The organism is Paraflavitalea soli, assembly GCF_003555545.1.
In the GTDB taxonomy this organism is placed as follows: domain Bacteria; phylum Bacteroidota; class Bacteroidia; order Chitinophagales; family Chitinophagaceae; genus Paraflavitalea; species Paraflavitalea soli.
On the sequence record NZ_CP032157.1, the window covers coordinates 8,403,507 to 8,426,181 of the forward strand.

Annotated in this window: 15 protein-coding genes; 12 read left to right on the forward strand and 3 right to left on the reverse strand. The window is 49.2% G+C overall.

Translation table 11 applies throughout. The features are described from left to right. Positions 1 to 11: 11 nt before the first annotated feature. From D3H65_RS32565 to D3H65_RS32625, 12 genes are all read left to right on the forward strand, one after another. The gene (locus tag D3H65_RS32565) at positions 12 to 1,295 is read left to right on the forward strand and encodes a glycoside hydrolase family 88 protein (RefSeq protein ID WP_119054309.1); all 1,284 of its coding nucleotides are present in this window, start codon (positions 12 to 14) and stop codon (positions 1,293 to 1,295) included. Next, the gene (locus D3H65_RS32570) at positions 1,285 to 3,051 is read left to right on the forward strand and encodes a class I mannose-6-phosphate isomerase (protein ID WP_119054310.1); all 1,767 of its coding nucleotides are present in this window, start codon (positions 1,285 to 1,287) and stop codon (positions 3,049 to 3,051) included. The genes D3H65_RS32565 and D3H65_RS32570 overlap by 11 nt, the downstream gene beginning before the upstream one ends. An 11-nt stretch (positions 3,052 to 3,062) precedes the next feature. Continuing rightward, the gene (locus D3H65_RS32575) at positions 3,063 to 4,415 is read left to right on the forward strand and encodes a sugar porter family MFS transporter (RefSeq protein ID WP_119054311.1); all 1,353 of its coding nucleotides are present in this window, start codon (positions 3,063 to 3,065) and stop codon (positions 4,413 to 4,415) included. A gap of 207 nt (positions 4,416 to 4,622) precedes the next feature. Then, complete coding sequence (locus D3H65_RS32580; protein ID WP_119054312.1) at positions 4,623 to 5,645, forward strand: N(4)-(beta-N-acetylglucosaminyl)-L-asparaginase; 1,023 nt, start codon at positions 4,623 to 4,625, stop codon at positions 5,643 to 5,645. Beyond that, positions 5,645 to 6,385, forward strand: a complete 741-nt coding sequence (locus tag D3H65_RS32585) for a copper homeostasis protein CutC (RefSeq protein ID WP_245999643.1) — start codon at positions 5,645 to 5,647, stop codon at positions 6,383 to 6,385. Before D3H65_RS32580 ends, D3H65_RS32585 begins: the two co-directional genes overlap by 1 nt. Positions 6,386 to 6,477: 92 nt before the next feature. After that, positions 6,478 to 6,987 (forward strand): hypothetical protein, encoded by a 510-nt coding sequence (locus D3H65_RS32590; RefSeq protein WP_162915924.1) that lies wholly within the window; start codon positions 6,478 to 6,480, stop codon positions 6,985 to 6,987. A 151-nt stretch (positions 6,988 to 7,138) separates the two neighbouring features. Next, the gene (locus D3H65_RS32595; RefSeq protein WP_162915925.1) at positions 7,139 to 8,065 is read left to right on the forward strand and encodes a Nif3-like dinuclear metal center hexameric protein; all 927 of its coding nucleotides are present in this window, start codon (positions 7,139 to 7,141) and stop codon (positions 8,063 to 8,065) included. 215 nt (positions 8,066 to 8,280) lie between these two features. Next, positions 8,281 to 9,888, forward strand: coding sequence for a tetratricopeptide repeat protein (locus tag D3H65_RS32600; RefSeq protein WP_119054314.1), 1,608 nt, complete (start codon positions 8,281 to 8,283; stop codon positions 9,886 to 9,888). A gap of 218 nt (positions 9,889 to 10,106) precedes the next feature. Further along, a complete protein-coding gene (locus D3H65_RS32610) occupies positions 10,107 to 11,969 on the forward strand; it encodes a cytochrome-c peroxidase (RefSeq protein ID WP_211345586.1) in 1,863 nt (620 codons plus the stop codon). Between the two features lie 37 nt (positions 11,970 to 12,006). Next, positions 12,007 to 13,596 carry a purple acid phosphatase family protein gene (locus D3H65_RS32615; RefSeq protein WP_245999644.1) on the forward strand — a complete coding sequence of 530 codons (1,590 nt, stop codon included), beginning with the start codon at positions 12,007 to 12,009 and terminating at the stop codon, positions 13,594 to 13,596. A gap of 116 nt (positions 13,597 to 13,712) precedes the next feature. Next, positions 13,713 to 15,329: a purple acid phosphatase family protein gene (locus D3H65_RS32620; protein WP_245999645.1), complete on the forward strand. Its 1,617-nt coding sequence runs from the start codon at positions 13,713 to 13,715 to the stop codon at positions 15,327 to 15,329. Positions 15,330 to 15,469: 140 nt separating this feature from the next. After that, entirely contained in the window at positions 15,470 to 18,577 is a 3,108-nt protein-coding gene (locus D3H65_RS32625) for a TonB-dependent receptor (RefSeq protein WP_119054317.1), read from the forward strand. A 70-nt stretch (positions 18,578 to 18,647) separates the two neighbouring features. Here the strand turns inward: D3H65_RS32625 and D3H65_RS32630 are convergent, their stop codons facing one another. From D3H65_RS32630 to D3H65_RS32640, 3 genes are all read right to left on the reverse strand, one after another. Continuing rightward, positions 18,648 to 19,151, reverse strand: a complete 504-nt coding sequence (locus D3H65_RS32630; protein ID WP_245999646.1) for an anthrone oxygenase family protein — start codon at positions 19,149 to 19,151, stop codon at positions 18,648 to 18,650. A gap of 101 nt (positions 19,152 to 19,252) precedes the next feature. Then, entirely contained in the window at positions 19,253 to 19,567 is a 315-nt protein-coding gene (locus D3H65_RS32635; protein WP_119054318.1) for a c-type cytochrome, read from the reverse strand. 123 nt (positions 19,568 to 19,690) lie between these two features. After that, a complete protein-coding gene (locus tag D3H65_RS32640; RefSeq protein WP_119054319.1) occupies positions 19,691 to 22,492 on the reverse strand; it encodes a M14 family metallopeptidase in 2,802 nt (933 codons plus the stop codon). Positions 22,493 to 22,675 lie beyond the last annotated feature (183 nt).

Below are 22,675 nucleotides of genomic sequence, written 5' to 3' on the forward strand. Positions count from 1 at the left end.
AAGAATATCTGATGAAGAAAGTTTTGTTTGTATGTATGTTGAGTGTTGCTTCCTTTCTTTCTGCATTTGCACCCGCTGATGAAGAAGTGTTCATTAACCGCCATATGGACCTGGCCAGGGCGCAGGTGGAATATATGGTACAGGCCATGAAGGACAAAGAGGGTTTTCCCCGCACGATCAATACCTCCGGCAATATGGTGACCACGAATATGTATGACTGGACACCGGGATTCTTCCCCGGCAGTTTGTGGCAGGTATACGCTTATGCACCCGATACGGCCCTGAAAGCATCCGCCATCCGCTGGACGGAACGGCTGGAACCACTCAAGTTCTTTACCGAGCACCACGACCTGGGCTTTATGATGTATTGCAGCTTTGGCAATGCTTACCGCCTTACCGGTAATCCCAAATACAAGGACGACCTGGTACAGGCTGCGCGTTCACTCAGCACGAGGTTTGATCCCAAAACAGGCTGTATCAAATCCTGGAATAATTTCCGCTCCTGGCATGGTACTAAAGTATACCAGTACCCCGTGATCATCGATAACCTGATGAACCTGGAGTTGTTGTTCTTCGCTACGCGGGTAAGTGGTGATAGCTCGTTTTATAAAGTAGCCATCACCCACGCCGATAATACGTTGAAAAACCAGTTCCGGAAAGACTATAGCAGCTACCATGTAGTATGTTACAACCCGGAGACCGGCGCTGTGGAAGGTAGGGAAACGGCACAGGGCCTGGCTGATAACTCCACCTGGGCAAGAGGACAGGCCTGGGCTATCTATGGCTATACGATGATCTACCGCGAAACCGGTGATGCCCGTTACCTCAAAGCTGCCCGCGGTATGGCCGACTTTTTCATTCACCACAAGAACCTGCCGGCCGATAAGATTCCTTACTGGGATTTTAACATAGGACAGGAAGGTTATACCCCGGGTGTTAATTCCTATGCGCGCAAAGATACCGGCCACTACCGCGATGCCTCTGCCGCTGCCATTACCGCTTCCGCTTTATTGGAGCTGAGTACGTATGCAGGGAAAGAAGGAAAGCAGTACCGTCAACCGGCTATCCAAATGATCAGATCATTGGCCAGTCCTGTCTACCGGTCCGAGCCAGGCACCAATGGCAATTTCCTTATCAAACATTGTGTAGGCAGTATCCCACATCAAACTGAAATTGATGTACCCCTGGTGTATGCTGATTATTATTTCCTGGAAGCCCTGCACCGGTACAAGCTGTTGCTGAAAGGAGAAAAATTATTTCCCGTAGCACTGAAAGGAGGAGTTCATGGCAGATAATAAGCACTTGCGTTCGAACTATGATAAGTTTCCCTGTACAGTGATCAATGAGGACGACATAGTAGCCGGAGAAGGATGGGAAGAGGTAGGCCGGTTGATAAAGGAAAAGATGGATTGCCTGCCCGGCAGGAAAGTAGTGGTACTGGATTGTTACCAGGGGGTAAGGGAAGAGGAACTGGTACACCAGCTTACGCAGCAGCTCACAGGTACTTTTTTCTATACGAAGGATTATTTCTTATCACCCAACGACATACAGGCACTGGTGTATCCCGATGTTACGGATGATGAGGTGTTTGGATACCTCACGCGGCTACGTATGATCGATTTTTTCGACCCAACCAAAATACAGCAGGCACGGGCCGCCATCCAACAGGTACAGGAGGGGCCGGTTTATGTACTGGGCGCCGGAGCCTCTTTGCTGACAGATACACCCGGCCTGCTTGTATATTTCGATATGCCCCGTTGGGAAATACAATTGCGTTTCCGCAACAAGGAGGTGAGTAACCTGGGTATGAACAATGCGCAGCAAAAAACTTCCTTACAATATAAACAGGCATTTTTTGTGGACTGGCGCGTATGTGACCGGCACAAGAAAAAACTGATGTCCCGCTGGGACCTCGTAGTAGATACTACGGTGAAAGACCATCCAAAGATCGTTAATGGACCGGCCCTGAATAAAGCGTACCAGTACCTCACTACCCATCCGTTCCGGCTGGTACCTTTTTTTGATCCCGGTCCCTGGGGTGGTCAATGGATGAAGGAAGTATGTGACCTCGACCGCAGTGCGCCCAATTATGCCTGGGCTTTCGATGGAGTACCCGAAGAAAATAGCCTGTTGTTCCAATTCAATGGCTTGCTGTTTGAAACACCTGCCATCAACCTGGTCTTTGCAGCAGCCCGCCCTTTGCTGGGTGAAGCCGTACAGGCACGCTTCGGCGATGAATTTCCCATCCGGTTCGATTTCCTCGATACCATGAAAGGCGGCAACCTCAGCTTGCAGGTGCATCCCGGTACCCAATATATACAGGAGCATTTTGGTATGCCCTATACCCAGGATGAAAGTTATTATATGCTGGATGCTGCACCGGACGCAGTTGTATACCTGGGACTAAAAGATGGTATCGATCCGGCCTCGATGGTCCATGACCTGCAAAAAGCCCATAAAGGCGAAATCACTTTTAATGCCGACGATTATGCGGCCAAATGGCCCGTGAAGAAACACGATCATTTCCTGATCCCTGCTGGCACCGTGCATTGTTCCGGCAGCAACAGCATGGTGCTGGAGATCAGCGCCACGCCTTACATTTTTACGTTCAAATTATGGGACTGGGGGCGTATGGGGCTTGATGGAAAACCACGGCCTATTAATATAGAACGAGGAAAGGAAGTGATCGACTGGACCCGCACCCCGGCATTTACCCGGCAACAATTGATCAATACAGTCACCACCGTTGCCGAAGGCGATGGCTGGAAAGAAGAAAGAACAGGCTTGCATGAGCGCGAGTTCATTGAAACACGACGCCACTGGTTTTCGAAAACAGTACATCATCATACAGGAGGGAGTGTGAACGTGCTCAACCTGGTAGAAGGCAGGGAAGCCATCGTTGAAAGTCCTTCCGGTGCGTTTGTCCCTTTTATTGTTCATTATGCGGAAACATTCATCATTCCCCAACAGGTGCAGGAATATACGATACGTCCACATGGAGACAGTGAAGGATCGTTGTGCGCAACCCTCAAGGCTTTTGTAAGGATCTAAATTATTTATGCATGAGTATAGCAGGTTTTCGTCAGCAGGTGGTATGCCTCATTGTTGCCATGGGCGGATTGTTGTTTGGATTTGATACTGCTGTTATTTCAGGCGCTATCATACCATTGAAGCAGCAGTTTAGCCTGGATACCGCCATGGAGGGCTGGCTGGTGAGCAGTGGTTTGATCGGCTGCATTATTGGCGTATTGATCACTGGTATATTGAGCGACCGCATTGGCCGTAAGAAAACGATCCTGCTGGCAGGATGGATGTTCCTGCTGTCCGCTGTGGGTTGCGCCTTTGCTCCCTCGGTATTTATATTGGTACTAAGCCGTATGATTGGTGGCATCGGGGTAGGCATGGCCTCCGTGATATCGCCCATGTATATAACAGAGTTTGCCCCGGCTGCCCGTCGCGGACAGATGGTGGCTTATTATCAGCTGGCCATTACAGTGGGTATTGTGCTGGCTTACGCTTCCAATGCCTGGCTCGATGGGATCGACCTGGCATGGTTTAGCCGGGCCGAAATATGGCGGCCCATGTTCCTGGTAATGGCTGTTCCCTCCCTGGCATTCCTGGTGCTGCTGGCCAAAGTGCCCGAAAGCCCGCGCTGGCTCATGAGCCGGGGTAAGGCCGATAAAGCGGCGCAGGTAATGCAGGTAATACGTGATCCCGAAGAGGTGGAAAAAGAAATGTACGAGATGACCAATGCTGCCTTGAAGGCCAACGGGAAAACTGGTTCCCTGTGGTTGCCGGCCATCCGCCTGCCCTTGTTGATCGGTGTGGTGCTGGCCATACTGCAGCAATTCTCCGGTATTAATGCGATCATTTATTATGGCCCTTCCATTTTTGAAGCAGCAGGATTCGACAGCAGCAATGCCTTGCTATTGCAGGTAGTTATCGGTGGGGTAAATGTGCTGGCTACTTTTATAGCCATCCGGTTGGTAGATCGGTATGGCCGTAAATCTTTGCTGAAAGCAGGATTAGCCGGTATTGTATTGTCGCTGATATTGTGTGGCCTGTTGTTCTATACCGGTAATACCAGGACACCCCTGCTATTGGTGCTGATGCTTTTTTATATTGCCTGCTTTGCCTTTTCACTGGGCCCCATCACCTGGATCATCATCAATGAGATATTTCCCACTGAAGTGCGGGTAAAGGCTGTAGCCTTTTGTACCCTGATGTTGTGGGTGGCTGTATGGGCCGTGGGTCAGTTTGTGCCCTGGCTGTTAACCACCGCAGGCCCGGCAGTAATGTTCTGGATCTTCGCCCTCTTCAGTGCCGCTAATTTCTTCTTTAGCTGGAAAGTGGTGAAAGAAACAAAAGGCCGGTCCCTGGAAGAAATGGAAGAAGTATTTATGGCCCCTCATTGAGGTTTGTCAGGAGCCTGTCGATGGCGTCTCAAGGGTGGGTCGCCCTCTAAGGGCGGCTCACCCTGATCTAAAGGAGCCTGCACGTATCGAAGGGTATTCTTGCCCCTTTAGAGCTTGTCCCGCCACAAGCGGGAGGCTATCGCTTTGTAGAAAATAATATCAATAAATTCATTTGCCCTGTAGGGGCAATCCATCATTAACCTTGTTATGTCAACACGCAGAAAGTTTTTACAACAATCAATCCTGGGCACCGCCGGTATGGTAACCGGGGCTGCCTCCCTGGCCGCTATGGGCGATGCACCGGCTGCCGGTGCTATAGTCGTCTCTACCTGGAACATGGGTCTGGAAGCTAACGCGGCCGCCTGGGAAATACTGGGCAAGAACGGCTATGCGCTGGATGCCGTAGAAGCAGGCGTACGCGTGCCCGAGGCCGATCCGAAAGGCAACAGTGTGGGCTATGGCGGCTTGCCCGACAGGGACGGGCGGGTGACACTCGACGCCTGCATCATGGACGACCGCTACAATGGCGGATCGGTGATGTGCCTGGAACATATCATGCATCCCATATCTGTAGCCCGGCTGGTGATGGAAAAAACACCGCATATTATATTGGTGGGAGAGGGCGCCCATCGCTTTGCCCTGGCCAATGGGTTTAAGAAAGAAAACCTGTTGACGCCAGCCAGTGAAAAAGCCTGGAAAGAATGGCTGAAGACCTCCAAATATGAACCGGTGATGAATATCGAAAATAAATCCTATAGTTATAATAAACAAACCGACCCCATGCCGGGGGGCATCGACAACCACGATACTATTGGCATGCTGGCCATTGACAACAGCGGCCGCATGAGCGGAGCCTGCACCACCAGCGGCCTGGCCTTTAAGATGCAGGGCCGGGTAGGTGACTCGCCAGTCATCGGCGCGGGGCTGTATGTGGACCCCGAAGTGGGAGCGGCTACTGCTACCGGTGTGGGCGAAGAAGTGATCCGCATTGTAGGGGCACACCTCATTGTGGAACTGATGCGCCAGGGCAGAAAACCCGAAGCCGCCTGTAAAGAGGCTGTGGAAAGACTGATCAAAAGAAACCCCACGAAGGCCAAAGACATCCAGGTAGGTTTCCTGGCCCTGAGCAAAACCGGTGAGTATGGTGCTTATGCCTTACAAAAAGGCTTTACCTACGCGGTAAAAAGCCAAACGGAAGAAAAGTTGTATACTGCAAAAAGTATTTATTAATGATTAACAATATGACGACTCCCAAAGCAAGATTCGAACTCTGCTCCTTCAATATACAATCCTGCCTACTGGCCGAAAAGCTGGGCGCTTACAGGGCCGAACTCTGCGATAACCCCGTGGAAGGCGGCACCACCCCCAGCTATGGCGTGATCAAACGTACCCGCGAAAAGATCGGCATCAAGCTGTACCCCATTCTGCGTCCCCGCTGCGGCAACTATTTTTATGATGAAGATGAACTGGCCATGCTCAAAGCCGATATTGCGGTGTGCAAAGAGTTGGGTTGCGATGGTATTTCCATTGGCGTGCAAAAGATCAATGGCGAGATAGATACCGATAAACTCAAGCAGTTTGTGGAATGGGCCTACCCCATGGGGGTCACTTGCAACCGGGCATTTGATGCTACCCCCGATCCTTACCAGGCGCTGGAAGATATCATATCCGCTGGCTGCGAACGTATCCTTACTTCCGGCCAGGCAAGCGGTGCGCCCGATGCCATCCCGGTGTTAAAGAAACTGGTACAACAAGCCGGCGCCCGCATCAGCATCATGCCGGGCGCAGGCATTACGGCCGATAATATTCAACAACTGCGGGCGGAAACAGGGGCCTGGGAGTTTCATGGTTCCCTGCGGAAACCTACAGCCAACCCAATGACCTTCTCCAATCCGCTGGTATTGGATTATGGGAATGTATACCTGCCCGATGAAGTAGCCCTGGCCAGGGTCATCGCTGCCCTGCAATAATTCTTGCCAGAAATAGGGAAAAATGAAATGAATTGATATCTTGAGTGTTGTATTAACCCCATTTTACCAATTCACGTATATTAACCCATGTTATGAACCGAACTCCAGTAGCAATCTTCGTTTGTTGTTTTCTTTTTATGATGATCAGCCAGACCAATGGCCAGGAAACCAAAAAAGTAATTTCCTATTCCAAGACCATGGGCGACTCCCGCATCATGGTATTGCGCTCCGACAATACCCTTTGGTGGTATGCACCCAAAAAAAGTTGGACAGCCGTTAATAAAACAGGTTTGCCCAATATAGGTATCAAGGATATCGAAGTGTATCAGAAACCGGCTATGATGGGCACCGAGACAAGGCTCATTGTTCTGATGGATGATAACAGCATTTATTGGTATGCAGAAGGCAAAGACTGGGAGCTGATAGAAAGCACCGGTTTGCCCGCTGGCGCAAAAGTGAAGGACATCACCGTTTTCCTGAAATCAACCGGGTTTAGCAATGATGCCCGTATTGTGGCACTCATGGAAGATGGCTCCCTCTGGTGGTTTGCCCCCAAGAAAGATTGGGAAAAAGTGCCCCTGGATGGATTGGGCGGTAAATAATACAAGGAAGAGAAATATCAATAGCGATAATACAATGGGGTGTGCCTTTACGACACACCCCATTGTATTATACTGATAGGTGTCCATGCCAAAAGACAAATTGACGGTTGTATAGGCTACAAAAGTTTATATTTACTTACAACCAAGCTATATGAACACTTCCTCCTTTCCATGGTCTGATCCCTTCAACAGAAGAAAATTCCTTACTCAGGCACTGGGCGCCGCCGGTAGCATGGCCTTACTGTCCCTGCCATTGGCGGGTATGGCTGTATCCACGCAAGCGGGTACTGCAGCGCTTACCGTGCAGGACATCATCAACCTCATCCTGGCCGAAGGTAAGCTGCAGCCCAAACAGGACACCGTAGATACCCTCAAATCCGGTCAGGCCAGCCAGGTGGTTACCGGTATTGTTACCACCATGTTTGCTACCATCTCCGTCATCGAAGAAGCAGCGAGGTTGAAAGCCAATTTCATCATGGCGCATGAACCCACGTTTTACAACCACAAAGACGATACAGATTGGGTAAAGAACAATAAGGTAGTGCAGCAAAAGCAGGAACTGCTGGCAAAGCATGGTATCGCCGTTTGGCGTTTCCATGATTATTGCCATTCCCTGAAGCCCGATGCCATCAGCTATGGTGTTGCCAAAAAAACCAACTGGCTGCCGTATTATAAAACAGGAGAACTGATACTGACCATTCCTGCTGCTTCTTTACAACAGATAGCACAGCACCTGAAATCCTCCCTAGGTATTACACATGTAAGAGTGATCGGCAACCTGGAGCAGCCCTGCACCCGGGTAGCTTTATTACCAGGCGCCTGGGGTGGACAACGACAGGTAACTGCGGTGGAAGTTGAAAAGCCAGATGTGCTGATCGTAGGTGAGCTATCAGAATGGGAAACGGCCGAGTACATACGCGATGGCCGTTTATTGGGCGGAAAAACAGCCTTGATCGTATTGGGCCACAGTGTGAGTGAAGAACCCGGCATGGAATGGATAGTGGATTGGCTACAACCTAAAATACCTTCCCTTAAAATTACGCATATAGCCTCCGGTGATCCATTCACCTGGCTTTAATCATCCATTATGGAATTCAGACCTTATACATCGGCCGACAGAGAAGTAAAATAAGATCACCCCCGGTTTCTACGCACCGGGCATTGACCGCTATGATATGGTACTGCAACAAGTGCCAGCTTCCCCACGCAATATTACAACCTGGTAGCGGCATCCGGCCTGCTTAATGTAAACATAACACTGGTTGTGTTTCTTTGCGGCCATATTTGCCAACCATGTTTTTACCCCGCTTTTTTTTAGTAGTCGCGTTGTTATTGATGGGCGCTATGAATCTCTATGCGCAGCAGGAGCTGGCATTAGCTGCCAATCAAAAAGAAACATCCAGTGCCTTTGACCGGCTTTTTGCTGATTCCTCCTTTACTGAACTTAAAAATTCACTGGGCGCTGCCATCAAAAAGGATGATAAGTTAGGCGCCGGCCTTTGCCTGAAGCAGATGGGCCATATCTGCTATCGCCTGGCACATTTTCCCCAGGCGCTCGATTATCACCTGCAGGCCGATAAAATATTCAGGAAAGAAAAACAACCCCTTCCACTGGCCGAAAACCTCAATGATATCGGTGTCATCTTTCTGCACAACCATCAGCCCGACCTGGCACGCCAGCAATACGATGAGGCTTTGGCCATTTATAAGAAGGCAGGTGATAAGCGGGGAATGGCATTTACCTATGGAAAGATCGGTCACTTGTTTGTGATGGGACATCGCTACGACAGCGGCTTCTATTACCAGCGGCTGGCCTTGAATGAATATGTATTGCTGGGTGATAAAACCGGTATGGCAAAGATGAATGGTGAGATGGGCAATATTTATGAAGACCTGGAAAAATATGATACCGCCTGGACTTATTTCGAAAAAGCACAGGTATTGAGCCAGCAAACCGGAGATACCGCTATCTATATTGAAGCACTGAACAATATGGGCGATATTTTCCGCAAAACGGGTCGCTACGAGCAGGCATTGCCATTGACCCGCCAGGCGCTGGAACTATCCCTGCTCACCAATGAACTATTCCACCTGGGCAGCGCTTACCGCGATATGGCAAAAACCTATCACCTGATGGGTAACAATGACAGCGCCTATTATTACCAGCGCATAGGACAGGCTTATGTGCAGGAAATCTATTCGAGAGAGAACGGTACCCAATTGGCCATATTGAAAACCATGTATGATGTGGAGAAACAGAACAATGAGATCATTAAGTTGAAAGCTACCCGCAAGATCACCGTGGCCATTGTTATCATTGGGTTATTATTATTGATGCTGGGTGGATTGGTCATTAGCCGCCAGCGCCTGCGGATCAGGAATGCACATTTGATGCATGAACAGGAAAAGCAATCCCACCATGCCGTGCAGGCCATGATGGGATTGCAGGAGCAAACCCTGAAACAGGAACTGGAACTGAGGTCCAGGGAATTGAGCTCCTTTACCCTTCATATTATGCAAAAGAACCAGTTCCTGGAAAAGCTACACCTGCAGGTAGATGACATGCTGAAGGATGACAAGCGCGACCAACGCAAGCCATTAAAACAATTGCAGCTACAGATCAACCAGCATTTTAACCACGACCAGCATTGGGAAGAATTCCGCAACATTTTTGACCAGGTGCACCAGGCTTTTTTCCTGAAGCTCAAAGAACATTGCGACACATTGACCAGGAGCGAGCTGCGCATAGTAGCCCTGCTGAAAATGAACCTTACCTCAGCCGATATGGCTACTTTATTAGGTATTTCAGAAGACAGTATCCGGGTAATGCGCTACCGCTTGCGGAAAAAACTCAACCTGCCGCAGGGCGAAAGCCTCACCATGTTCATACAATCCCTGTAAGCAATCGAGCTGTTAATATTTTGATAATGGGCAATTTGTTTCGGAAAGCGTGGCTGTTTATCAAAGGATTAGAAAGGTTTTGTTACAGAAGTTTCCATTTTGCCTACGCTGCTGCAACGACTGCTGCCTTTTTACAACGCGCCGGATTTGCCAAATGCCTGAACGAAACAGCATTTTTGCGCCGCGGATCAGGAAACATTTTTTAACCACCGGGAATCATGAAACAGTTTAAGGTAATGAAGTTGATAGCTGGTATGTTTTGTAGCTGCTTTTGCCTGGTGGTAATGGTGAGCCTTACCCAGCCTTCCCGTACCACAACCGGTGTAGAACCAGCCGTGCTTTTTTTCAAAACCCAATCCGACAGTTTTGCCATAGCGGCCCTGCAATTGCAAACAGCCCTGGCAGCTATTGATAAAGACAAACCTGCTACACTGGCCAATAGCCGTGAAGCACTGAAGCGGTGCAGGGTGCACTATAAAAAAATAGAATTCTTCCTGGCCTATTTCTTTAAAAGCTCCTCCCTCATTTACAATGCACCACCCAAGGTCGAGATCGAAGAGCCCTATATGGAATACCAGGAGCCCATTGGCTTGCAGGTAATGGAAGGCCTGCTCTTTGAAAAAGAGGTAGTTGCTAAGAAGGAAGTCTTGTTGCAGCAGGCCGATGCCATTGCTTCTTCCGCCAAAGACCTGCATGCCTTGCTGCATGGCTTTCAGGCCGATGACAAACAGCTGCTGGAAAGTATCAGGCTTGAATTGATCAGGGTGATCACCCTCGGTATTACCGGCTTTGATGCACCGCTGTTGAAGTCGGGCCTGGCAGAAGCAAGTGCCTCCCTCGAAGCAGTGCAATATGTGATACAGCCATATCTCAGCAGGGGTGCTCCGCAGGCAGACAGTGTAACGAAATACCTGGGCGGCTGCCGGCAGTTCCTGCAAGAGTACCAGGACTTTGACAGTTTCGACAGGATGACCTTTCTCACGCAGCATATGTTGCCATTGCAGCAATATGTAGGCTTGCTGATAAAGGAATTAAACCTGCAATACAATACAACCGGTGGTACGATCAATTACGAGGCCGGCAATATATTCAGCCCCGATGCCCTGAACCTCCTGGCTTTTCCACGGGCGGGCACGCAGGCAGACAGTGCCTTGCTGGCATTAGGAAAACAATTGTTTTTTGAACCTGGCCTGTCCGGTAATAACAAGGTGAGCTGCGCTACCTGTCACAATCCCGCGCTGCATTTTACCGATACCCTCACCACCAGCCTCGCCTTCGACGGACAGGCACACGTGCGGCGCAATGCGGTTTCCCTGTTGTATGCCGGATTTCAGTATGAACAATTCTGGGATGGCAGGGCCAAAAGTATTGAGGAACAGGTAAGGACCGTGATCAATGATCCGAAGGAAATGAATGGGGGAGAGTCAACCATCCTTTCCCTCTTGCAACACAAGCCTACTTACACCAGGCTATTCAAAGAGGCTTTTGGGCAACAGCTGGATACCATGACACTCATCAACCAGGTGGCCCTGCCCATTGCTGCTTATGTGCGGAGCCTTAATCCACGCAATTCCAGGTTTGATCGATATATGCAGGGTGATCATACAACACTGACAGCACCGGAGGTCAATGGTTTTAATTTATTCATGGGCAAAGCCCAATGCGGCACCTGTCACTTTGCACCCTTGTTCAATGGGTTGGTGCCTCCCTTGTACAACCTGACCGAACTGGAAGTGCTGGGCACTACCAAAACCGATAACCTCGATCAACCTGAAATGGATGCCGACTATGGCCGGTATGATATATTCCAGATCGATTTCTATGAAAGAGCTTTCAAAACTCCTACCGTAAGAAATGCATCCGCCACAGCGCCTTATATGCACAATGGATCTTTTAAGACCCTGGAGGCCGTAGTGGAGTTTTATAATAAAGGCGGCGCCATTGGGCTGGGCCTCGATGTACACAATCAAACCTTATCTGCCTTACCCTTGAACCTTTCGAAAGAAGAGGTCAACGATATTGTTCAATTCCTCCGCACATTGGAGGATTCGGTTGCCACCTATATCCCGGAAAAGAAATAATAACATAACAATCATTTAAAGTAAAAATCACAAGCCCATGGCTGTAGGTTGGAAGGTCCTTGTATGTTCTCTATTGTTAGCTGTCAATGTAATGGCGCAGGATAGTGCGCCCTTGTCCAAAAAAGATCCTGCCGGAAAAGTATTGGTAAAACCTCAGTTGATCCGTGGCCCTTACCTGCAGGTAGCTACCACCAATAGCATGGTCGTACGCTGGCGTACCGATGCTTTTGCCAGAAGCAGGGTACGCTACGGAACCGAAGCAGGCAAGCTGGACAAACTGGCCGATGATTCAGCCTTAACGACTGAGCACCTGGTAAAACTCACGGGCCTTACTCCCGGCACCAAATACTATTATTCAATTGGTGGTATAAAAGATACCCTGCAGAGTGGCCCGGAAAACTATTTCTTCACCCTTACCGCCGCAGGCAGTGAAGGCATGGTGCGCGTAGGTGCTTTTGGCGATTGCGGCAATAACTCCATTAACCAGCGTAATGTAAGAAATGCCTTTATAAAATACCTGGGCAGCGATTATATGAATGCCTGGATATTGCTGGGTGATAATTCCTACCCCGATGGGGCAGATGCCGAGTTGCAGGCCAAGTTCTTCAATATCTATAAAGATGATCTCCTCAAAAAGTATCCTTTATTCCCCGCCCCCGGCAATCATGATTACCATGATATTGAATTTTCAGCAGAGGTAGCCCAAAGGACCAAGGAGGTGGCTTACTACCAAAACTTCTCCATGCCCGAAGCGGGCGAGGCGGGTGGTGTTGCTTCCCATACCAAGGCTTTCTATTCTTTCGATATTGGCAATGTTCATTTCCTGTCCCTCGATTCTTATGGAAAAGAAGCCAACCAGTTCAGGATCTATGATACCCTGGGGCCTCAGGTGCAATGGGTGAAGAAGGACCTCGAAGCGAATACCAACCGCCAGTGGGTGGTAGCTTACTGGCATCACCCGCCTTATACCATGGGCTCACATAGTTCTGATGGGGTAGGAGAACTGGCTAAGATAAGAGAGAATTTTATCCGCATCCTGGAGCGCTACGGGGTTGATCTTATTCTTTGCGGCCATAGCCATGATTATGAGCGGAGCGGTTTGCTGCAAGGTCATTATGGAGCGGAGGCCAGTTTCAATGCAGCCGAACATACCCTGAGCCCTTCCACCGGGCGCTATGATGGCAGCAGCAATTCCTGCCCCTACTTTAAGAATTCGGCTACTGGACAGGGTACGGTGTATGTGGTGAGTGGCTCGGCTGGTCAATTGGGTGGCCGGTCTGCAGGATTCCCCCACAATGCTATGCAATATTCCAATGATTCAGTAGGCGGCGCTTCGATCATTGAAGTGCGGGGCAATCGCCTTGACCTTAAATGGATCTGTGCCGATGGCGTGATACGCGATCAGTTTACCATGATGAAGGATGTGAACAAAACAGTGCAGGTGAAAGGAAAGAAAGGCGTGCCCCTAATCCTCACCGCTTCCTTTGTAGGCAATTATCAGTGGAACAAAAAAGGAGCTACTGCCCGCAGCATCACCGTGATGCCCACCAGCCGCAAAACAGTGTATGAGGTAAAAGATCCTTTTAGCTGCGTGAAAGATGTATTTGAAGTAGTGGCAACAAAGTAATGGCTTGTTAAACTGTCACCCTTGTCCAATGTCAGGCTGAGCCTGTCGAAGCCGTCTAAATGAAAGGCGAAAGGAAACGGAACTTATTATAAACAAATCAATCAAGTAGAAAACAGGTGAAAAAGAATTTATTACTGTACATGACAGGGCTGCTCACCATTGCGTGTGCAGCGACCAACGCACAGGATACCACAAAACCAAGGCCCGCAAAACCAGCACAGGAAGAACGCAAACCCAATGTGCTGGCCCACCTGCTGCGTGGACCTTATTTACAGGTAGCCACCGACAACAGCATTATTATCCGCTGGCGTACAGATGCCTTGACAAGAAGTGTGGTGAATTACGGTGTGAACGAAAACGGACTCACCATGCGTACAGAAGAGCCCACCCTCACCTTTGAGCACAAAGTGCAATTAACCGGTCTTTCTCCCCGCACCAAATATTATTATGCCATTGGCGGGGGAGCCGGTGATACCCTGCAAAAAGGAAGCGATAACTATTTCGTAACCCTTCCCGTACCTGGTACAGAAGGTGTCTACCGCATTGGCGTATTTGGCGATTGCGGCAACAACTCCACCAACCAGCGCAGTGTGCGCGATCAGGTAGAGAAATACCTCGACACAAAGCCCATGGATGCCTGGATATTATTGGGTGATAATGCCTATTCATCCGGCACCGATCCTGAGTTCCAGGAAAAGTTCTTCAACATATACAAGGATGGTCTCTTAAAGAAATATCCTTTGTTTCCTGCGCCCGGCAATCATGATTACAATGATTTCTACCAATACAAGGCAACTGCGCAGGCATCAAAAGATATAGCTTATTACCAGAGTTTTTCCATGCCGGCCAATGGAGAAGCGGGTGGTGTCCCTTCCGGTACTCCTGCTTATTATTCTTTTGATATTGGCAATGCCCATTTCCTGTCGCTGGACTCTTATGGAAAAGAAGACAACAACGCTACCCGCCTGTATGATACTGCCGGCGCCCAGGTGCAGTGGATCAAAAAAGACCTCGAAGCATATAATAATACCCGCAGGGGATGGGTGATTGCTTACTGGCACCACCCGCCCTATACCATGGGATCACATAACTCCGATAAGGAAGGCGAGCTGGTAAAGATGCGCGAGAATTTTATCAGGATACTGGAGCGCTATGGTGTTGACCTCATTCTTTGCGGCCATAGCCATTTGTACGAGCGTTCACGGTTAATGCAGGGCCATTATGGCATGGAAGCAACTTTCAATGCTGCTGAACACAACCTGAGTACTTCCACCGCTTTGTATGATGGCAGCGAAAACTCCTGCCCCTATATCAAAGATACCCTTACCAATAAGGGCACCGTGTATGTGGTTACCGGATCAGCCGGTGCCCTGGGAAGATCGCAGCCCACCTATCCCCACGATGCCATGTTTTACTCCAACACCGAATTGGGCGGAGCGTCTATGGTAGAAGTAACAGAAAACAAACTGGAACTGAAATGGATCTGTTCCGACGGACAGATCAGGGACCATTTTGTAATGATGAAAGATGTGAATAAAACGAAGATCATCCAGGCAAAGAAGGGCGAGCCCGTAACGCTTACCGCTTCTTTTGTAGGCGCCTACACCTGGAATAAAAGAAAGGAGACCAGCCGGAGTATTACCGTAAAGCCGGCTGCCGGAAAAACCATGTACGAAGTGATCGATCCTTACACCTGCCTCAAGGACAGGTTTGAAGTAAGGGTCACCCGATAAGATTTCCGAAGTGTTCATCAATCCTGCTTAGCAGCAGGCCCACGTAACAGTCAGTGGTTTTTAAAAAAAGCCATCATCGACTGAAGGGGATACCTATTGCCCAAAAGATCCTGATTTATACCGAACTAAAAACAAAAATTATGAGACCTCTTTTAACAACCGTGTTATTCTTATGCCTCCTTCCCTTTGCAGGGTGGGCGCAGGGCCTGCTCTCGGGGCGCATTGTAGATTCCGGCAGCCTGAGCCTGCCGGGTGCTACTATCGAGATCAAAACCTTATCCAAAAAAACGGTATCTGATGAAACAGGCCGCTACAAATTACTGGGTATTCCCAATGGCAGTCACACCGTCACCATATCCTATATCGGCTTTGCCACTATTCAACAAAAGGTCACCATCAGTGATAACAAGGCCGTAGCACTGGACATCGTGATGGCGCCCGAATCCCGTAACAAGCTACAGGAGGTGGTGATCACCGGTAGCACAGGGTCTGCACTGAAAGCCCTCAACCAGCAAAAGAACTCCAACCGGATCGTTAATATCATTTCTGCCGACCAGATCGGCCGTTTTCCCGATCCCAATATTGGTGATGCATTGAAGCGCGTGCCCGGTATCTATGTACAGCTTGACCAGGGAGAAGCTTCCCTGGTAAGCGTACGGGGTACCGATCCTTCCAAAAGCACCATCAACATCAATGGTACCAATATGTCGGGCACCGGCGATAACCGCTCGGTAGGTATCAACGCCGTGCCTTCCGACATGGTGCAATCCGTAGAAGTGACCAAGGCCATCACGCCCGATATGGATGGTGATGCCATTGGCGGGGTGATCAACCTCGTTACAAGAAAAGCGCCTTATAAAAAAATATTATCGTTTACCGGTGGTACTGGTTATTCCTTTATGATCGAAAAGCCCATGCTCAATGGCAATGTGGTGTTTGGCGACCGCTATGGTAAGAACAAAAAACTGGGTGTAATGGCATCCGCCTCTTACTATCGCCAGTTCCTGGGGTCCAATATCCACAGCAGCGACTGGAGCGATACCAAATGGGTAGATGGCAACACCTATTTTATGCCCAAGTACCTGAGCATGGAACAAATATACCTGGAGCGCATCAGGCAGAGCTATACCATCGGGCTGGATTATAAGTTCAATGAGAAACACAGCATCACTGTGACCGGTATCTATAATGATTACCGCGATTGGCGCGAACGTTATACGCTGAAAGTAGATGATATTGGTGCGGAATATCCCACCAACTGGAAAAGGGCCAAGGGATATGAAAGAGGCACCACCAAAGGCAATAAAGTAAAAGATGCCAACAAAGACCTGAAAGACGATGTAACAGGTGAATATTATGTGGACCTCACCAACGACCACCTGCATCCTCAGTTTGATCCTGAACTGGAAAGGCACGTAAACGGTGGTGTTAACAGCCGCAATGGAGCAGAGATCAGGCAGAAGATCATCAACCTGGGCCTGGAAGGGCAGCATATATTCGGCAAAGTGAAAATGGAGTGGAAAGGGTCCTTCATGAAGAACCGGGGCGACAATCCCAATGCCAGGAACCTGGAACTGGAAAGCGAAATGGAAAAGACCGTACAGATGGATTATACCAATCCCCGCTTTATCAAAGCTGTGGGTGGTACCGGTGTAGACAATGTATTGAAGAACCTGGAAGGCCGGAAAACAAGCAACAGCGATACCGTAGATACCTGGTATGCCGACAGCTACAATGGATCGGATAAGATATCTTATACCCGGCAGTACCTGGCGCAACTGGACTTTACTGTTCCTTTATGGGGTGGTAAGTTTGGCAACTCCCTCAAGTTTGGTGGTAAGTACAGGGGCATGAAAAAAGAAAACAAAACATTGAACAGCACCGTATGGAAACCCGGTATTGATCCGAAACGGAAAGCCGAATATGAACAAAAGATTGCCAAAGGCGAGAAAGTAAATGTAGATGATTATATGGACTGGGGCGGCTTTTGGACCGGTTATGGAAATAATATGCAGAACGTAAGCAGCCAGATATTCCATAACTCTCGTTATGAGGTAGGCAGTACCGTCACCACAGAATGGGTATCCCACCGCAACGCCAGCTATTATGGCAGCACCGATGATTTCATCAAACTGAGCGACAAAACAGATGCCATTGCTGCCAATTACCTGGGCGAGGAAGGCATCACCGCCGGTTACTTAATGAGCACACAAAACCTCGGTGAAAAGATCACCCTCATCGGTGGTCTGCGGGTGGAACACAGTACCTTGAAATATGAAGGCGGCAATTACAATAAAAGGTTGAATACCCTGGGGCAGCCCCTTGTATCAAAATCTGATTTCCTGAACCTGATGCCCGCCTTTCATATCCGGTATGCACCCGATGCCAGATCCGTATTCCGCTTTGCTTACACACGCACCATCTCCCGTCCATCCTATGGCGATATTGCGCCCCGCATGAACGTAAGCCTGAAAGACAAAACCGTGTCGGAAGGTAATCCCAATCTGAAACCCACTTTGTCCAACAACATCGATCTGCTCGGGGAGTACTATACAGGCGGTACTGGCCTTATTTCGGCAGGTGTATATTTCAAGAACATTACCAGCTATACCATCTCCAAAAAAGATGAAGTGCGCTTTGCGGATGTGCAGAAGTTTGTCATGACGCCTGATGAATTGGCCGCACAAGGTTCTGATGCAGCCACCTTGTCCGATTACAAAAAGTATTATGATCCCCTGAAGAACAACAATGAGCTATTGGCCAGAACCAAACCTGCCAATGCAGGCGTAGCCAATTTGCTGGGTCTGGAAATTGGTTTCCAGCGCAAGCTCTCCTTTTTGCCAGGTATATTGGGCAATCTCAACGTGTATGCCAACTACACCCACAACTGGATATTTACCAAAAAGGATGAACCAAAATTGCCCGGAACAGCCAACAGCATCCTGAACCTGTCTGTGGCCTATGAAGTGCCGAGGTTCAATGCGCGTTTATCATTCAACAATACGTCTGAGTTCTCTACCGTTACCGGCGCATTGCCCGATGGCAAAGGCGATATCTATTATGATAAGGTGTATTACCTCGATGCCAATGCCAATTATTTCATTAATAAAAGATGGGTACTTTTTGCCAATGCCAATAACCTGTTGAACCAATCTCAACGCAGGTACATGTGGAAACCTGAGTATACTTATTATTCCTTATATACAGGAACGACCGCCCAGATCGGTGTGAAGGTGAATGTGTATTGATTGGAACGTATAATAAAAGCGATGGCCCCCGGTTAGCAATGCTGATCGGGGGCCATCGTCTTTATAATGATTATTTGCCGCCAAGCAGGCATCCCAGGATCGCCAGGAGCGCACTGATGATATTGGCAATCGTACGGATGCTATGGAGCATATTCCATTTGGCTTCAAACAGTCCTCTGTGCCGGGCCAGTTCTTCGGCCGAAGAACCTGCAATATTGATTTTGTCAAGCGCATCATTGAGCGGCACATTCCCGCCGATCGTAACACCGAATGTGCCCACGATGTAAAGGATAGCCGCAGCGAGGAAACACCAAAACAGTGGAGAGGCCTGCCCCTGGTAACTGAACCAGGCGCCGAGCGGCAGCAAGATTAAGGTGCCCATAAAAGTGGCAAAGAATACAGGATTGAGAATGGCCCTGTTAATAGCTTGCATGGCGCCCAGGTATTCCGCATCCGGCAATCGACCGAGCGCCGGGTTTACAGAGCAGGAGTAGCCATAAAACAGGCCGGCTATTAAGCCTGTTGAAAGTGTTGATACCAGCAATACGAAGTTGATCATTGTTTTATTTTTCATGGTTATGTTGATGTTGTAAAGTTATCAAATGATGTCAGGAGCTTGGCGAAGGGTGGGTCGCCCTCAAAGGGCGGCTCACCCTGATCTAAAGGAGCTCAAACCTATTTTCTCAATGTCTTCACATACGCCACCACCAATCCCAGTTCCGCACTGTCCATCCTCTTCTCCCAGGCCGGCATGATCTTCCTGCCCCTGGCAATCGTGGTATAGAGTGCCTCATCCGCCAACTGGCTGGTTTGTAAATTTTTGGCACCAAATAATCCCCGGGTGCCGTCTTTACCGTGGCATTGTTTGCAATGCTTTTCAAACAGCTCCTGCCCGGTTTTACCGGGACCAGCTTTTTGCCCGGTAACAATAAATGAAAGGAGTAAGACCGTGATCAAACTTCCTGTGATGGTGGCTATTAAAGGTTTCATGGCTTTTATTTGACACAAAACTATAGCGGTCAAAGCGGCAGAAATAGAACAAAACCGACAGCCCCAAAAAAAAGAGACTGCACCAGGTAATGCAGTCTCTGAAAAGAAAATATACTGGTTCTTCTAGTTCGTGGTACCCAATAGCTGATTGAACAGCATTTTGAACGTGCCATGCGTTTGCGAGCGGAACGTGATCTCCGGTCCAAAGGCATACAAGGTTCCTTTCCCCACCGTAGCTTCAAAAGCCGTTACACCACCTTCCAGGTAGGCCTGACCCCAGGCCCAGCCACTGCGCAAAGGTTTGTTGTTGGGAAACCACAACAAGGGCTTCACCGTGCCTTTAGCTACTGCATCAGGCGCCAGGTTGAAAACCGGGCTGGCATCAAAATATACATCACAGGCTGCCGGCAAACCATAAGTGGCTTCCTGCGTAGAATCAAGGCTCACCTGCAATACACTGCCGGGAATATAATACTTCTCACCGGGCAGCCGCTGCTCTTCACCATTGTTCATTTCTACCAGCGCATTGCGCACAGGCAGTTTAAGATGGTACGCCAGGCTGGTGCTGGAGCCAATCGTCACAATACGGCCACCGGCTTCAAGAAATCGTTTGAGTTCAGGGATTGATTTGTCAGCCGTGATCCTTCCACGACGTCCCTTGAATTCATCGGGAATGCTGTCATTTTGTTGGCCGCCGCCAAATCCACCACCACCGCCAAAGCGGCCTCCGCCTTCTGAAGCAAGGCCCGGAATAGCACCACCTACAAATACGATCACATCATATTTGGAACGCAGGCTGCCCGAGTCTATCGTTGGCGGATAGATGATATCTGCATTAAAATGATATTGTTCAAAAATATAACGTATCCAGCCAGATGGCATCGAGCCGCCATAAGTATCCCAGAGCGCAATGCGCAGGCTGTTGACCGGTTTAAGTCCGGCGGGCTTCTTACTCACCGTACCTGCTTCGATACCAAGATCAGTGACACATTTGTCGATCACTGTTTTTGCTTTGGCCGATGCCGGTACAAAGAAAGAGCCTGCTGCAAAACCGGGCGCACCTTCTTTCATACGGAATACCTTGCTGCCTGCCTTCAGTAATTCATTAACTGCGAGGAAGGAATTGTTGGCGGCGCTGTTCAACACATAACCCGCAGCTACCTTCGCGGCAGTTCCTTTGGGTGATTGCAATTCGCCATAAGGCACCCGCTCAAAGGGGCCGTCAAAATCTTCCAGGAACCGGTCAAATTGCACGCCCATCAGGTAAGCGAGTGTCCAGCCTGCGGCATCATAGGGGGCTACAGGAGGTCCACCGGGATAACGGAAATCATTGGGGTGATCCTGGGGTTCAAACATATCGAGCACATGCGGACGGAACGCCTGGTTCGTCTTGACGATATAAGAACCGGCAGGGTATTTTTTGCCTTTCACTGTAAATTCGGCGCTGGCCTTGTGCACCAGTACCCCTGTTTTTACAAGGGCATTGATGAATCGTACAGCCGTAGGGAAATCAGCTTGATCAGCTGGTAAGATAAAACCACGGGGATCGCGCGTAGCCGGATCTTTCATCACAGAGTCATAAAACTTTACTGGCATACCGCCGCCCATTCTGCCACCACCGCCTGCGCCGGGAGCTTCTGCAGTCGTTTGACCACCTCTTGTATTCGTGTTTTTCTTCTGGTCATTTTGATAAGCCGTATTGATGGCATTGATGCGACGGGGAGAAAGGCCCCAGTAATCCTTGCTGCCGCGGTCAATTGAATTCCTGCCCATCTTGTAGATATTGTACAGCAACTCATCGCGGTAGCGGGTGGCATAATTCAATACCGCATAGTTGAGCGATACAGAATAGTCGATCGACTGCCGGAAATACCATTTCTGTGGTGTTACCGGAAAGGGAGTAGCCCCATCAGGTATCAGGCGCTGCGGTACCAGCGGTACTTCCGAGGGTGTAGGGCTGCCAATGATCTCAGTCAGTAAACCTACGATATTGTGAAAATAAGTGGTCGTACGTAAGCCGCCATTGTACCAGGTAGAAAAAGTAGATCCCGTACGTTGCGTGTAGCCGGGCTTTCCTTCTACATTCAGCCGGTTGATCATGGCCGCGCCTACCGCATCGATGCTCGTCATGAGCAAAGGATCAAAAACATAATTGAATGGATCCCGGTAGGGAGCCCCTGCTACTACTGAACCCGCAGGACCAGCCTGATGGTGGTTGTACATGATCTGCGGCAGCCATTCAATATATAGCTGGCGGTTGATGTTTTGCGTCTCCTTCAGGTTGGCCATGAAGAAGTCGCGGTTATTATCGTGACCCGCATATTTTTCATACAGGCGGGGTAATTGATTGAGCGAACGTTTTTCGGGTTTCGATTCACGCATGTACCAATTGGACACCAGTTCCTGTCCATCCGGATTGGCATGTACCATCAATATGATCGCATTGTCCAGTATCCGCATCGTCTCCGCGTCTTTGCGGCTGATAAGCTGGTAAGCTGTTTCGATCAACTGGTGGGCGCCTACGGTTTCTGTAGCGTGCAGGCCGCCATCGATCCAGATCACCGCTTTGCCTTCCGCTGCCAATGCCCGCGCCTGTTCCTCCGTCATGTCTTCTGCATGCGCCAGCTTTTGCGAAATAGTTTTGTACCGTTCCAGGTTCTTGATGTTGGCAGGAGAGGATACGATCAGCATCCATTGCGTACGGCCTTCTTCTGTAAGCCCCATATCCACCAGTTTGGTACGGTCCGAAGCAGCCGCCAGCTTTTTGAAGTAGGCTTCTGTTTGCGTGTACGTGGCCAACTGGTAATTGTCGCCAATATTGAATCCAAAATGTTCTTTGGGCGTGGGAACCGATTGTGCCCTGGTCAGGGCAGCCGTTAATAGAAAGATCAGTGAAAACGTAAAGCAGCGTTTTGTACAAATCATGGGGTGGTAGAATTTATGAATAATAGTTTTTTCTCATGTACCGTAAAAAGCAAAGTTCTTGGTTGATGCACCCTGGCAGCCCATCAGACGACTCTTTTACCAGGCGTCTTTTGCTCTGCCGCGGTAAGTTATTAACACTTTTTCAATAAAACAGGGTGAAAGGGGGCTTATTGCTTCAGCTAT

Coding starts and splice junctions, on each gene's coding strand:
- D3H65_RS32565 (WP_119054309.1), top strand. CDS start 12: ATGAAGAAAGTTTTGTTTGTATGTATGTTGAGTGTTGCTTCCTTTCTT.
- D3H65_RS32570 (WP_119054310.1), top strand. CDS start 1,285: ATGGCAGATAATAAGCACTTGCGTTCGAACTATGATAAGTTTCCCTGT.
- D3H65_RS32575 (WP_119054311.1), top strand. CDS start 3,063: ATGAGTATAGCAGGTTTTCGTCAGCAGGTGGTATGCCTCATTGTTGCC.
- D3H65_RS32580 (WP_119054312.1), top strand. CDS start 4,623: ATGTCAACACGCAGAAAGTTTTTACAACAATCAATCCTGGGCACCGCC.
- D3H65_RS32585 (WP_245999643.1), top strand. CDS start 5,645: ATGATTAACAATATGACGACTCCCAAAGCAAGATTCGAACTCTGCTCC.
- D3H65_RS32590 (WP_162915924.1), top strand. CDS start 6,478: ATGAACCGAACTCCAGTAGCAATCTTCGTTTGTTGTTTTCTTTTTATG.
- D3H65_RS32595 (WP_162915925.1), top strand. CDS start 7,139: ATGAACACTTCCTCCTTTCCATGGTCTGATCCCTTCAACAGAAGAAAA.
- D3H65_RS32600 (WP_119054314.1), top strand. CDS start 8,281: ATGTTTTTACCCCGCTTTTTTTTAGTAGTCGCGTTGTTATTGATGGGC.
- D3H65_RS32610 (WP_211345586.1), top strand. CDS start 10,107: ATGAAACAGTTTAAGGTAATGAAGTTGATAGCTGGTATGTTTTGTAGC.
- D3H65_RS32615 (WP_245999644.1), top strand. CDS start 12,007: ATGGCTGTAGGTTGGAAGGTCCTTGTATGTTCTCTATTGTTAGCTGTC.
- D3H65_RS32625 (WP_119054317.1), top strand. CDS start 15,470: ATGAGACCTCTTTTAACAACCGTGTTATTCTTATGCCTCCTTCCCTTT.
- D3H65_RS32630 (WP_245999646.1), bottom strand. CDS start 19,151: ATGAAAAATAAAACAATGATCAACTTCGTATTGCTGGTATCAACACTT.
- D3H65_RS32635 (WP_119054318.1), bottom strand. CDS start 19,567: ATGAAACCTTTAATAGCCACCATCACAGGAAGTTTGATCACGGTCTTA.
- D3H65_RS32640 (WP_119054319.1), bottom strand. CDS start 22,492: ATGATTTGTACAAAACGCTGCTTTACGTTTTCACTGATCTTTCTATTA.